Source organism: Halopenitus sp. H-Gu1 (assembly GCF_041821145.1).
Classification (GTDB): domain Archaea; phylum Halobacteriota; class Halobacteria; order Halobacteriales; family Haloferacaceae; genus Halopenitus.
The window spans coordinates 49,450-61,672 of the sequence record NZ_JBGUBC010000017.1 but is presented as its reverse complement, the minus strand read 5'-3'; the positions used below and the strand labels follow the sequence as shown (position 1 = coordinate 61,672).

12 protein-coding genes are annotated in these 12,223 nt (G+C 65.0%); 1 reads left to right on the top strand and 11 read right to left on the bottom strand.

What is annotated here, in order from left to right:
• Window positions 1-336: 336 nt before the first annotated feature.
• A complete protein-coding gene (locus tag ACERIT_RS12375) occupies window positions 337-654 on the bottom strand; it encodes a non-histone chromosomal MC1 family protein (protein WP_373675169.1) in 318 nt (105 codons plus the stop codon).
• 489 nt (window positions 655-1,143) lie between these two features.
• Between ACERIT_RS12375 and ACERIT_RS12370 the strand changes: the two genes are divergently transcribed.
• Window positions 1,144-1,347: a hypothetical protein gene (locus ACERIT_RS12370; protein ID WP_373675168.1), complete on the top strand. Its 204-nt coding sequence runs from the start codon at window positions 1,144-1,146 to the stop codon at window positions 1,345-1,347.
• Window positions 1,348-1,393: 46 nt separating this feature from the next.
• Here ACERIT_RS12370 and argF read toward each other — a convergent pair whose 3' ends face one another.
• From argF to ACERIT_RS12320, 10 genes are all read right to left on the bottom strand, one after another.
• Window positions 1,394-2,287, bottom strand: a complete 894-nt coding sequence (gene argF / locus ACERIT_RS12365; RefSeq protein WP_373675167.1) for an ornithine carbamoyltransferase — start codon at window positions 2,285-2,287, stop codon at window positions 1,394-1,396.
• A gap of 58 nt (window positions 2,288-2,345) precedes the next feature.
• Entirely contained in the window at window positions 2,346-3,461 is a 1,116-nt protein-coding gene (locus tag ACERIT_RS12360; RefSeq protein WP_373675170.1) for a [LysW]-lysine hydrolase, read from the bottom strand.
• A gap of 47 nt (window positions 3,462-3,508) precedes the next feature.
• Entirely contained in the window at window positions 3,509-4,645 is a 1,137-nt protein-coding gene (locus ACERIT_RS12355; RefSeq protein WP_373675166.1) for an aspartate aminotransferase family protein, read from the bottom strand.
• Entirely contained in the window at window positions 4,646-5,554 is a 909-nt protein-coding gene (locus ACERIT_RS12350; RefSeq protein ID WP_373675165.1) for an acetylglutamate/acetylaminoadipate kinase, read from the bottom strand.
• Entirely contained in the window at window positions 5,551-6,600 is a 1,050-nt protein-coding gene (gene argC, locus ACERIT_RS12345; RefSeq protein ID WP_373675164.1) for an N-acetyl-gamma-glutamyl-phosphate reductase, read from the bottom strand. The genes ACERIT_RS12350 and argC overlap by 4 nt, the downstream gene beginning before the upstream one ends.
• Entirely contained in the window at window positions 6,597-7,508 is a 912-nt protein-coding gene (gene lysX, locus ACERIT_RS12340) for a lysine biosynthesis protein LysX (protein WP_373675163.1), read from the bottom strand. Before lysX ends, argC begins: the two co-directional genes overlap by 4 nt.
• A 1-nt stretch (window position 7,509) precedes the next feature.
• The gene (gene lysW, locus ACERIT_RS12335; RefSeq protein ID WP_373675162.1) at window positions 7,510-7,680 is read right to left on the bottom strand and encodes a lysine biosynthesis protein LysW; all 171 of its coding nucleotides are present in this window, start codon (window positions 7,678-7,680) and stop codon (window positions 7,510-7,512) included.
• A gap of 236 nt (window positions 7,681-7,916) precedes the next feature.
• Window positions 7,917-9,392 (bottom strand): argininosuccinate lyase, encoded by a 1,476-nt coding sequence (gene argH, locus ACERIT_RS12330; protein ID WP_373675161.1) that lies wholly within the window; start codon window positions 9,390-9,392, stop codon window positions 7,917-7,919.
• 2 nt (window positions 9,393-9,394) lie between these two features.
• A complete protein-coding gene (locus tag ACERIT_RS12325; RefSeq protein ID WP_373675160.1) occupies window positions 9,395-10,666 on the bottom strand; it encodes an argininosuccinate synthase in 1,272 nt (423 codons plus the stop codon).
• A 325-nt stretch (window positions 10,667-10,991) separates the two neighbouring features.
• Entirely contained in the window at window positions 10,992-12,134 is a 1,143-nt protein-coding gene (locus tag ACERIT_RS12320) for a M24 family metallopeptidase (protein WP_373675159.1), read from the bottom strand.
• Window positions 12,135-12,223: the final 89 nt, after the last annotated feature.

The following is a 12,223-nucleotide window of genomic DNA, read 5'->3' as shown; positions in this document are numbered from 1 at the left end:
GCACACACGATACAATGGGCCTCACAGGATCAAGCCCATCCACTGAGACGAGAAGCGAGGAGCGATCACCGAGACGTGACTAACTGCTGTCCCGTCAACCGGCGAGGACCGGGCCGATCGCGGAGAAACGGGTGGCTACCGGCTTCGCGAATGGGGGAGGCTCGACCGATCGGAAGCTTCGTTCGGGAGCGCGACGGCGACGAGAATATGACACGGCTGGAGGCCGGCCGGTCATCCCCCGCTCGAACGGCAGGTCCCGCCGGGTGATGGCCGTGTACCCGTCGCTACCGATCGAGCGCGTGTATATTCGTCGAAAAATCCGAGACCGGTTGCTGCCTACTCCTCTTCGAGGTGTTTGATGCCTTGTTTGGAGACGTTCGCCTCCGTGATCGCATCCTGGTCCTCCAGCCAGTCGGGACTGTTCTCGGGCGGTTCCTCCTCCCAGGCCCATCCCTCGTAGACGTGGACCTTGTCCGTCCCCTTCTCACGGAGCCGAAGCGTTCGTCGATCGGCATCATCCTCCGAATTCGCCGGCTCGATTCGCCGGGCAGCCTTCAGGGCCGCCTGTCGGGGAGTGTTTCCGGAGAAGACGCTCGTTTCCGATCCGCCCTCCTCTCGCAGGGCGAAATTTCGCTTGCCGTCGTCACGTACCATAGTTGTCGACCTCCATGGCAATCCAACACACAATCTATTATAAATATACCGGGGATTCGGGGGCAAAAGTGGCATCAGGCGGCGATGTGACCGCTTGTACGGGATAAATTTTGCCCGAAACAGGGGTGAATACTGGATTCAAGCGTCGGTTCGGACGAAAGAGCGGACGAAATCGGCTGGGACGCGGTGCCGTCGTCGGGATGAGTCTGCAGTCGTCGAGGGCGCTCGATGCCCGATCTGTGCGGCCGCGAACGCGATCAATCGTTCGTTCTTCGAGCAGAAGGGACGGAAGATCGATCCGAACCGGTGAACGCATCCTGGATAACCGCTCGTGAGTCTTCGGTCGATTCGCAGGGACCCCCTCAATCACGGTAAGACGATCCGGCTGAGATCGCCCCGCGTGTGCCGATGATCGAGTGCTTGCGTCCGTTGGCCGGTAAACAACACTTATGTATCTCCTACGGCGAAGTTGCACGCAGAAACCCGCCGATGGTTCGCAAGAAGAAGCTCAGTCCAAGTGGGGCCAAAGACGAGGAGGGCGAGTACCACAACGTACACGTGAACCTACACGAAGACGAACTTGCAGTCGCCGGTATGGAGATCGGCGACGAGGTATTCGTTCGGGTTCGGGACGGAAAGATAATCATCCAGAAGGCGGACTCCGATCCAGAGGATCTCGAACACGACTTTTGAGACGGGGCGTCGACGCCCCACGTCCGGCGAGATCGATCGGGGATGACTACGACAACAGTTCGACGAGCAGCGCCTTCTGTGCGTGAAGCCGGTTTTCGGCCTGCTCCCACGCGAGCGCGCGATCGGATTCGAGGACGTCGTTCGTGATCTCCTCGCCGCGGTGGGCGGGCAGACAGTGCATCACGGCCGCGTCGGTTCCGGCAAGTAGCGACTCGTTCACCTGGAAGCCGTCGAACGCGGCGAGTTTCTCCTCGCGTTCGCCCTCCTGGCCCATCGAGATCCACACGTCCGTGTAGACGACGTCCGCATCGGCGACGGCGGCCTCGGGATCGGTGATTACCGTCGGGTCGGCACCGAAGGCGGCGGCGCGATCGAAGACGGTCTCGTCCATCCGGTACTCCGCCGGCGTCGCGACCGTCACGTCGATGCCGGCCATCGCCGCCCCCACGACGAACGACTGTCCGACGTTGTTTCCGTCGCCGACCCACGCGACGTGGACGTCCTCGCCGGCGTATTCGCGGATCGTGAGGAGATCGGCGAGCGTTTGACACGGATGTGCCTCGTCGGTGAGCCCGTTAATGACGGGACAATCGGCGTATTCGGCGAGGACCTCGACGTCGGCGTGGTCGAAAAGCCGCGCCATCACGGCGTCGACGTAGCGGCCGAGGACGCGGGCCGTATCGCGAAGCGGTTCGCCGTGCCCGAGTTGGATGTCCTCGGGACCGAGGAACATGGCGTGTCCGCCCAGGTCCGTCATCCCCGTCTCGAAGGAGACGCGGGTCCGCGTCGAGGGCTTCTCGAAGATCATGGCGAGCGTCGCATCCGGCAGCCGCGCGTCGTCCGCGCCGGCCTTCAACGTTGCGGCGCGATCGAGCACCTGGTCGAGTTCGGCCGGCGAGAGGTCGTCGATGTCGAGGAAGTCGTCGGTCGTAAGTGACATGGTGTATCTATGTCGTGTGTCGGTTTGCTGTCGTCTCAGGGTCGGTGTCGCGGTGGATCTATCGGCGATCCCGGCAGACCTCACTCAACACCGTCACCGCCCGGTCGAGTTCCGCAAGCGGGAGGTGTTCGTTGGGAGCGTGATCCAGATCCGAGTTGCCGGGACCGTAGGTCACCATCGGACGGTCCCAGGCGGCCGCAAACAGATTCATATCGCTTGTTCCGGTCTTTCTGAGCAGTCGAACGTCCCCGCCTTGTTCGCGGATCGCGACGCGGAACGACCGCGCCAGCGGCGTCCGCGAACTCTCCATCACGGGCGGGATCGGTTCCTTCCAGTGGACCGATCCGGTCGTCAACTCACCCTCGGCGAGTTCGTGGACCTCGTCGACGGTCTTGGACGGGGGGACTCGAAGTTGGACAGCCACGGTCGCCTCCACGGCGAGTCCATCCTCGGAGAGTCCACCGTCGAAGGAGACCGGCTTCGTCGTCACCTGTTCGAAGATCGGCGTGTCGGAGTCAGCGGGATCGAAGACGTCCTCGACGCCCGCCCACCAATCGATCGCGTGTTGGATCGCGTTGGGCTCCGGACGCGAGGTGTGTCCGGACTCGCTCGTATTGACGTACGTGCCGGCCAGGAAGCCACGGTATCCGAGCGTGATCCCGTTCCAGCCGGAGGGTTCACCGTTGACGACCGCATCCGGGGGGTCGCGGTCGGCGACGAGATGGCGCGCACCCTGCGAGGAGGTCTCCTCGTCGACGACGCCGACGAAGGAGACGCCGGTCTCGACCGCGGCGACGGCCATCGAGACGAGCGGACCGGTCGCATCGACCGTTCCGCGCCCCCAGAGGGCCTCGTTCTCCTCGGCGGGGTCGACGTCGTAGGCCGATTCGAGGGCGGATTTTACTTCGACGGGGATGTCGCCGGGGACGGTGTCGATGTGCGAGGTGAGAAGCACCGAGTCGTCCGCGGGCGCGCGGACGTTTCCGACCTCGTCGATCCACGCCTCGCGGCCGTTCGCCTCGAAGAACTCCCGGAGGCGTTCTGCGGCCGCAGTCTCCTCGCCGGAAGGCGAAGGGGTCGACACGAGATCGAAAAGCAGCTTTCGGGCCGGCGTGTCGCAGGCGTCGGGGTGCGATCCCCGGCCACCAGCGACGACCGCGCGAGATGACTCCACATCGCGATCGGCGTCACCGGACCCGGCCGTCTCGGAGTCGGCGGGCACTACGAGAGCACCTCCACGAACGCGTCGACGAATCGCTCCGTCTCGGCCGCTTCGACGATGAGCGGGGGAAGCAGTCGCACGACGGACCGACCGGCCGGCAGCGCCAGCACTGCCTCCTGGATCGCGAGGTCGCGAAGGATCCGATTGGATCCACGTTTGACCTCGATGCCGACCATCAGCCCCGACCCCCGTACGTCACGGACTGGGAGATCGTGGTCGTCGACCGCATCCTCGAGACGGTCCCGGAGGTCCGAACCGACTCTCTCCGCGTGAGCCGGGAGGTCCTCCTCGACGACCGTCTCGAGGGTCGCGTTCGCGGCTGCACAGACGACGGGACCGCCCGAGAACGTCGAACCGTGATCGCCGAAGTCCTCCGCGATCCAGTCCGCACAAAGGGTCGCCCCCATCGGGAGCCCGTTTGCGATCCCCTTCGCCGTCGTGAGGATGTCGGGAACCACGCCGGCCTGCTCGCAGGCCCAAAGCGTCCCGGTCCGGCCGACGCCGGTCTGGATCTCGTCAAAGACGAGCGCGGCGCCCGCCTCCGCAGTCACCTCGCGAGCGGCGTTCAAATAGTCGGTCGCGGCGGGGTGGATGCCACCCTCACCCTGGACGGGTTCTAAAAAGACCGCAGCGGTGTCCTCGTCGACCGTTTCAGCGAGTTCCTCGGCGTTGCCGTACTCGACGAACTCGACGCCCCCCGCGAGCGGCTCGTAGGGGTCCTTGTACTTTTTCTTCCAGGTGAGCGCGAGCGCGCCGAGCGTGCGCCCATGGAAGGCGCGTTTGGTCGCGACGATCGTCTCGCGACCGGTCGCAGCGCGAGCGAACTTCATCGCCGCCTCGTTGGCCTCGGTCCCGGAGTTACAGAGCCAGACGTTCTCCAGATCGCCGGGTGCAAGCGTTGCAAGCTTCTCGTAGGTCTCCGTTCGCGTTTCGACGGGGTAGGACGCCTGCACGTAGGTGAGCGCTTCGGCCTGTCTCGTTACCGCCTCCGTGACCGTGGGGTGTGAATGGCCGAGCGGTGCACATGCATAGCTGGCACCGAAATCGAGATACTCGGTCCCGTCGTCGGCAACGAGGGTCGCCCCGTCGCCGGACTCGATCGTGATCGGCTTCTCCGAGAAGACGAATCCGGACATCTATGTACCCTCCACGGTCGCGTCGTCGGTCGGTTTTTCAGGGTCGTCTTCGGCCCCAAGCGCGCTCGCGAGCACGTGCGTTCCCTTGCCACCGAGTGCATCGACGATCGGATCCTCGGCGTTCGCATCAGCAATCACGGCGAGCGGAGACCCGTTCGAGAGTCCCTCCCTGGCCGCCATTACCTTCTTTCCCATGAATCCCTCCGCCGCGGCCTCGAGACGGTCGAGATCCGCAGGTGTCGAGACCAACTCGATGAGGGTCTCGGGATCGTCGGGATCCGCGTAGACTCCGGAGACATCGGTCAACAGAACGAGTTCCGCGCCAAGCGCGCCGGCGATCACGGCCGCTGCGCGATCGGCATCCGTGTTGACGGGGGTGACGCCGCCGTCACGCTCCTTCCCCGCCATCGGTGGGGAGACGACGGGAACGTAGCCATCGGCGGCGAGCCCGCGAAGGAGATCGGCGTTCACCGATTCGGGTTTTCCCGAGTGGTCACCGCGGCGGATCTTCTTTTTGCCGTCCTCGATCACACGAACTGCGGACTTTCGCGGTCCCGAGAGGAGACCACCGTCGACGCCCGAGAGCCCGACTGCATCCACTTCGGCCGCTCGGAGGTCGGCGACGAGTTCCGTGTTGAGCTTGCCAGCCATTACCATCTCGAAGACCTCCATCGTCTCCGTGTCGGTGAACCGGCCGGTGACGCCGGAGGCGGATTCGACGTACTCGGGTTCGATCCCGAGGCGGTCAAGTGTCTCATCGACCGCCGTGGATCCGCCGTGGACCACGACGACCGTTCGGCCCTCCTCGACGAGGCGTGCGACGTCGTCGATCGCGCCTGCAGGATCGACCGCCCTGGCGCCACCGACCTTGACGACGACGGGCGGCGCGTCGGAATCAGCGTCAATCACGGCGATCCCACCGGGTGGAGCCCCTGGAAATCGAGGCCGGCCGTCTCCTCGAAGCCGAACGCGACGTTGGTCGCGTGGACGGCCTGGCCGGCCGACCCTTTCATCATGTTGTCGATGGCCGAGAAAACGACGACGCGTTCGTTGCTCGCGTCCAGTTCGAACCCGACCTCGCCAACGTTCGTGCCAGCGACGGCTTTCGGTTCGGGATAGCGGTAGACGCCACCGCCACCGGAGACGAGCCGCATGAACGGTTCCTCCTCGTAGGCGCCGCGATAGGCGCCCCACAGATCACCCTTCGAGACGGGCGCGTCCGGAAAAACGTGACACGTCGCGGAGGCACCCCGGATCATGTCGACGGCGTGGACGGTAAATGAGACGTCGAGTCCGAGGTACGCCTCGATCTCCGCCTCGTGGCGGTGACTGATCGGTGCGTAGGGACGGACGACGCCCGAGCGTTCGGGATGTGAGGAGGCCGCACCGCCGCCGGCGCCGCCCTCAGAGGATCCGACCTTCACGTCGACGACGACCTCGCCCGTCTCGGGAGCGAGGATTCTCTCATCGACGAGGGGTTTCAGCCCGAGGATCGTGGCGGTCGCGTTACAGCCGCCGCCGGCGATGAGGTCCGCACCCGCGAGATTCCCGCGGTTGAGTTCCGGCAGCGCATACTCGGCTCGGTCGAGATACTCGGGTGCGTCGTGTCCCTCGTACCACTCGTCGTAGAGATCGACGTCGGGCAGCCGGAAGTCCGCCGAGAGGTCGACGACGGTGTCGGCCGCCTCGAAGTAGGTATCGACCTGTTCCATCGAAACGCCGTGTGGCGTCGCCGCGAAGAGGACATCGACCGACTCGAGGTCCTCGGGATCGGTGAACCGAAGATCGAGCGACCGAAGGTTCGGGTGAACCGATCCGATGGTCTTGTTCGTGTACGATCGGGAGGTCGCCTGGACGATCTCGAATTCGGGATGGCCAGCAAGCAGGCGAAGCAGTTCACCGCCCGCAAAGCCGGAGCCGCCGATCACGCTTGCCGTGAGCGATCCTGCACTCATGGCGTCGTCACTCCCGCCGCACGTCGTTCATTTCCCTCGTCGGCCTCCGCAGCCGCGACGCGGGTCTCGAGCCAGTCGACGACGGCACCGGGAACGTCGGTGGCGACGGCGTCGTTGAGCGCCTTGAACTCGACGGTGTGGTTCACCTCATGAACCGTATACTCGCCTGATTCAGTGCCGCCAACCTCCATTAGATCGATCCCGAGCAGGCCGCCGCCGACCGCCTTGGAGGCCGTCTCGACGAGGTCAAGGGCCGTCTCGTCGATCTCGAACTCGTCGACTTCGCCGCCCTTGGCGGCATTCGTCAGCCAGTGCTCCGAGGTTCGCGTCATCGCGGCGATCGGCTCGCCGTCGACGGCCACGACGCGGATATCCCGCCCCGGCTTGTCGATGAATTCCTGGACGTAGAACACCTTATGTTCGTAGTGACCGAGCGTCGCCTTGTGTTCTAAGATCGCCTCCGCGGCGTTGCGCGAGTCGATCTTCGCCATCAGCCGGCCCCAGGATCCGACCACGGGCTTGAGCACACAGGGATAGCCGAACTCCTCTATCGACTCAAGGGCGGCGTCGGTCGTAAATGCGATCTCAGTCTCCGGCGTGGGGATGTCCGCGTTCGCAAGCGCGAGGGAGTTTTTCGCCTTGTCTGCACAGACGTCGGCAGTCTCCGGTGCGTTGACCACGGGAACGCCGTAGCTGTCGAGGAATCGCGAGGCGTAAAGCGACCGGCTCGTCGCGAGACAGCGATCGACGACGATGTCGAGGTCGTCGACGTTCGCGGTCGTCGATTCCAGACCGAACCGCTCCTTGCGCACGTCGATCTTCTCGACCTCGTGGCCGCGGTCGCGAAGCTCCGAAAGAAGGAGCTTCTCGTCCTTGCGGATCCGGGAATAGAGGATTCCGACCTTCATTTCACTCCCCCCAGTCCTCTTCGAGCTCCGGGGCTCGATCGAGGACCGGCGGGGAAACGTCGATGACCTCCAACTCGGCGCCACAGGTGCCACAGTCGATGATCTCTCCCACCTCGAGGTCGTCGTGCAGGGATACCTCGGCCCCGCACTCGACACATTCTGCTTGTGTCATTGTCGTGGCTGTAGATCACCGTCGTTGCTACATAAACCCTTCGAACCTATCAGAAGACAAATACGACATGTACCAGAAGCTAACGGGACAACGGGTCGTTAACGCGACCGTTCGAGATCACCCATCAAATTTCGTATAGATACGTGTTCCCTCCGAGGAACGTGGATATGGATCGTGCCGGCCGAGCGGCCGGTCGCCGAGCGCCGGGCGACGCGCGCACACGAGGGCGGACGGATTCAGACATACGACGCCACCTCCGCCTCGAGCGTCTCGGTCGCCTCGGTCAGTCCGTCGCGTCGGTCCGCGATTGACGAGGCGTCCGTCGCGATCGCCGAGTCGACCCTCCGGATCGCGGCCTCGACCGTCCCGGGTGCGGGACCACCTGCGGAGTCGCGGCTCGCCACGCTGGCTGCGGGATCGAGCGCGCGTTCGAGGTCCTCGCGGTCGACGTAGCCGAAAAGCGACTCCCCGAGGACGTCCTCAGCAGCCGCATCGAGGGTTGCCGCGGTCGTCTCGACGTCGGTGGCATCGTCGATCGACGCCGCAGCGTGGGCGACGATCTCGTGGGCTGACCGGAAGGGCAACCCGGCCATTGCGAGCAGGTCCGCAACGCCGGTCGCGGTCGAAAATCCCTCGCCGGCGGCCGCAGAGAGGGTTTCCGTGTTCCACTCGGCGGTTGCGACGGCGCCACCGGCGACGTCGGTCGCATCGCGAACGACGCCCGCGATCTCGAAGACGCCGGGATGGACGCGCTGGAGGTCACGGTTGTACGCCCGAGGAAGCCCCTTCAGAGCGGTCAAGACGCCCGTTAGCTCCCCGATCGCATCCCCCGCGGCGCCGCGTGTGAGTTCGAGGGTGTCCGGATTCTTCTTCTGGGGCATGATCGAGGAGGTCGAAGCGTAATCGTCGTCCAACTCGAGAAAGCCCTTGTTCGTGAAGACGATCAGGTCCTCGGCAAGGCCCGAGAGTGTAACGGTGAGTGACGCGAACGTCGCGGCCGCCTCGACGAGGAAGTCGCGTGCGGAAACCGCATCCATCGAGTTCTCGACGATCCCATCGAACCCGAGCAGCTCGGCGGTCCGTTTGCGGTCGATCGCGAAGGGCGTCCCCGCGAACGCCGCGGCACCGAGTGGGGACCGGTTCGTCCGGTCGTACGCATCGAGCAGCCGCCCGGTCTCACGACCGATCGCGGACTCGTAAGACAGCAGGTGGTGGGCGACGGTCGTCGGTTGGGCGGGTTGAAGATGCGTATAGCCGGGCATCGTCGTCGCCACGTGGTCGCGAGCCGTCTCCGTAAGCGCCTCGCGGAGGGCGATCGTTGCCTCCGCGACCGCGAGGAGGTCCTCGCGAAGCCGATACCGGATGCACGTCGCGACCTCGTCGTTTCGTGAGCGCGCGGTATGCATCCGACCGCCGTCCGTGCCGATCCGGTCGATGACGGCGGTCTCTATGGCCTCGTGGACGTCTTCGCCCTCCGAGAGGGTGCCGTGGCCAGCGGCCTCGACATCGGCGAGCGCGGAGAGGATCGCGCCCGCGGTTTCCGTCTCGACGATGTCCTGCTCCGCGAGCATGACCACGTGCGCGCGATCGACTGCCAGATCGGCCGCGAAGATGGCTTCGTCGGCCGCGAGACTGGAAAGGAATTCACGGGCAGGGCCGCCGCTGAAACGATCGCGGCGGACGGCCGTCCCGGGAGCGTTGCCGTCGGTCATGGTTACTCGTCAGTGGACGGGGTATCCACGTTTCCGTTCGTGGTCGAGTCGGCGTCGGACCCGGAACCGGTGCCGTCGGCGGCGAGTTCACGGTTCGAGACGTCGGAGTGGACCCGGTTGGCGAGGCGTTCCTGCAGACCGTGATACTTGGCGACGCCCGTGGCGTCCTCCTGGGAGATCCCGGCGACGTCGGCGGTGTTGAACGAGGCCATTTCCTCGGAGTAGACCGCGTACTCGCTGTCGCGAGCGACGACGCGGCAGTTTCCTCCCGCGACCTTCACCGTTGCGCTGCCGGTGACGACGTCCTGCGTCTCGTCGATGAAGGCGTCGAGGGCATCGACGAGCGGGGCAAACACGAGCCCTTCGTAAGCCTTCTCGGACCACTCCTGTTCGATTCCCTTCTTGAAGGAGCGCTCGCCCTTCGTGAGCACGAGATCCTCAAGTGCCGAGTGGGCCGTAAGCAGGACCGTGGCCGCCGGGTGCTCGTAGTTCTCACGCACCTTCAGGCCGAGCATCCGGTCCTCCATGACGTCGGTGCGGCCGACGCCGTAGCCGCCGGCGTACTCGTTGAGGTGCTGGATGAGCTCGACGGGGTCCATCTCCTCGCCGTCGATCGCGACCGGAACGCCTTCCTCGAAGGTCACCTCGATCGTGGTCTCGCCTTCGGGCTCGGCCGTCCACTCGTAGATGTCCTCCGGGGGCACGTAATCGGGGTTCTCCAGTTCGCCGCCCTCAACCGCACGCGACCAGATGTTCGTGTCGATCGACCAGACGCCGCCGGCGCCGCCCTCGACCGGAAGGTCCTTCTCCGCGGCATAGTCGATCTCCCACTCGCGGGTGAGACCGAGTTCGCGCACGGGCGCGATCACTTCGAGATCCGAGCCACGCCAGACGGCTTCGAACCGCAACTGGTCGTTGCCCTTGCCGGTACAGCCGTGGGCGACGGCGTCGCAGTCCTCCTCGAGAGCGACCTCGAGGATCGCCTCGGCGATGACCGGCCGCGCCAGCGCCGTACCGAGCGGGTATCCCTGATAGGTCGCATTCGCCGCCACTGCGTCGAAACAGAGGTCGGCGAACTCCTCTTTGGCGTCGACGACGTAGTGCTCAAGTCCGAGCGCCTCCGCCGTCTCCGCGGCTTCCTCGAACTCCGAGGGGGGCTGACCGACGTCGACGGTGACGCCGATGACCTCGTCGTATTCGTACTCCTCCTCTAAGATCGGTACACAGACGGTGGTGTCGAGTCCCCCGCTAAACGCGAGTGCCACGCGTGTCATTATCGTATTCTGGGACCCTCAAACCCTTAAATTCAGCGGTTTTAGTTTTGTAAATAACACCCAGAGCGGCTGCTCACGAAACCGAAAACCGAACGGTAGAACGAAAACAAACGAGCGCGACGATGGGAATGTGGTGATCTCGGCCTCAAAGGGCCGGTCGTCGCGGTCGCGGGGCTCGCCGCTCTCGGAAAACTCGAGCGTCGCGACGGGCATCCGCGCTCATTATTGCGGACTACGCGCGTGACAGTACTAAAGTGTTTCTCGATGAGGCCGGTTTCACGGGGTCGGAGCGGAGCGAGACGAAGCGAGGCGGACGAACCTGGGCTCAAAGAACGATCGGAGTGTGGCGCTCCAGTGACGGAGTGGAACCGCCATCGAGCGCCTCGACGTCGATGGGGTCGACCTCAACCGTCGGCCACTGTCCGGTCTTGGTGAGGATCTCGCTTCGATCGGACGAGAGGAGGTAGGTATCCTCGCTTTTCGCGCCGACGACGGTCGGATTCCACGCGTATCCCATCGGTGCAGTCACGGGATCGTCGCCCTCGGGCGTCGCGATCCACTCGCGTGTATCGAACCCGGCAGCGCCGCCCTGATGGTGCGTGCGCCACTCCTCGGGAAATCCGACGGCGTCGTAGGCTTCCCGAATGACCGCGAACACGTCGCCGGAAGTGGCGATCGTCTCCCCGTCGTTCAGTTCCCCCCGGATTGCGGCTCGCGTCGCGGCGAGAGCCGTGGCTTCGATCCGGGCGGCCGCACGGTGGCGTTCCTCGAGCCAGTCGGGGGCGTCAAAGGCCACCGTTCGCGTGAGCGAGGCGTACAGTCCGGCCCGTTCCACCGTAACGGAGACGATCGCGTACTCGCCGAGTTCGGCGTCGCTCGGCGTTGGATTCGGATATCGCCGGGCACGGTCGCCGCCACCAACGAGTACGACCGGGGTCGACACGTCCCGCGAGGCCAAGGCGATCTCGATCGCGGCGGCGACTTCGTACTCGGGATCGGTGGATTCGAGCTGTCGACAGACGGTCTCGACGGCGGCAGCGGCCTCACGGCCGAGTTCACGATAGTCCTCGCGGTCCGCCTCGGAGAGAGGCTGACGCAGTCGGGAGGCGTCAAGGGTCTCGAATCCGGAGCGATCGATAGGGATGTCGGCGGTCGCCGGCGATGGCGATCGCTCGGCGATCGCGACCGCAAGTGAGGATTCATACCACGGGAACGTCTCAATGGAGACTCGATCCGGAAGCTCCTCGTCGCGGAATCGGTCGGCCTCGTTGGTCGGGACGATCACGCGGAACGTCCCGTCGTAGCCGGCGGCGGCGACACCGAATCCGTCTTTTTCGCCGACGACGCCGACGTTCGAGCCGCCGACGAGCCAGGCGAAGCTATTCGGACGCGCGAACCAGACCGCCTCAAGGCCAGTTTCGGACAGATACGCGTCGAGACGATCGGCGCGAGCGGAGAGATCGACCATACCGGCCGATCCCGGCGGAGGTACTTGAACGGGACGTGTGCGGGATTCAAACGTGAGCCGTCTCATACTCGGGAGGTGTGAGTAGCCGG

Coding starts and splice junctions, on each gene's coding strand:
- ACERIT_RS12355 (WP_373675166.1), bottom strand. CDS start 4,645: ATGTCCGGATTCGTCTTCTCGGAGAAGCCGATCACGATCGAGTCCGGC.
- lysX (WP_373675163.1), bottom strand. CDS start 7,508: ATGAAGGTCGGAATCCTCTATTCCCGGATCCGCAAGGACGAGAAGCTC.
- ACERIT_RS12370 (WP_373675168.1), top strand. CDS start 1,144: ATGGTTCGCAAGAAGAAGCTCAGTCCAAGTGGGGCCAAAGACGAGGAG.
- lysW (WP_373675162.1), bottom strand. CDS start 7,680: ATGACACAAGCAGAATGTGTCGAGTGCGGGGCCGAGGTATCCCTGCAC.
- argF (WP_373675167.1), bottom strand. CDS start 2,287: ATGTCACTTACGACCGACGACTTCCTCGACATCGACGACCTCTCGCCG.
- ACERIT_RS12375 (WP_373675169.1), bottom strand. CDS start 654: ATGGTACGTGACGACGGCAAGCGAAATTTCGCCCTGCGAGAGGAGGGC.
- ACERIT_RS12325 (WP_373675160.1), bottom strand. CDS start 10,666: ATGACACGCGTGGCACTCGCGTTTAGCGGGGGACTCGACACCACCGTC.
- argH (WP_373675161.1), bottom strand. CDS start 9,392: ATGACCGACGGCAACGCTCCCGGGACGGCCGTCCGCCGCGATCGTTTC.
- argC (WP_373675164.1), bottom strand. CDS start 6,600: ATGAGTGCAGGATCGCTCACGGCAAGCGTGATCGGCGGCTCCGGCTTT.
- ACERIT_RS12320 (WP_373675159.1), bottom strand. CDS start 12,134: ATGGTCGATCTCTCCGCTCGCGCCGATCGTCTCGACGCGTATCTGTCC.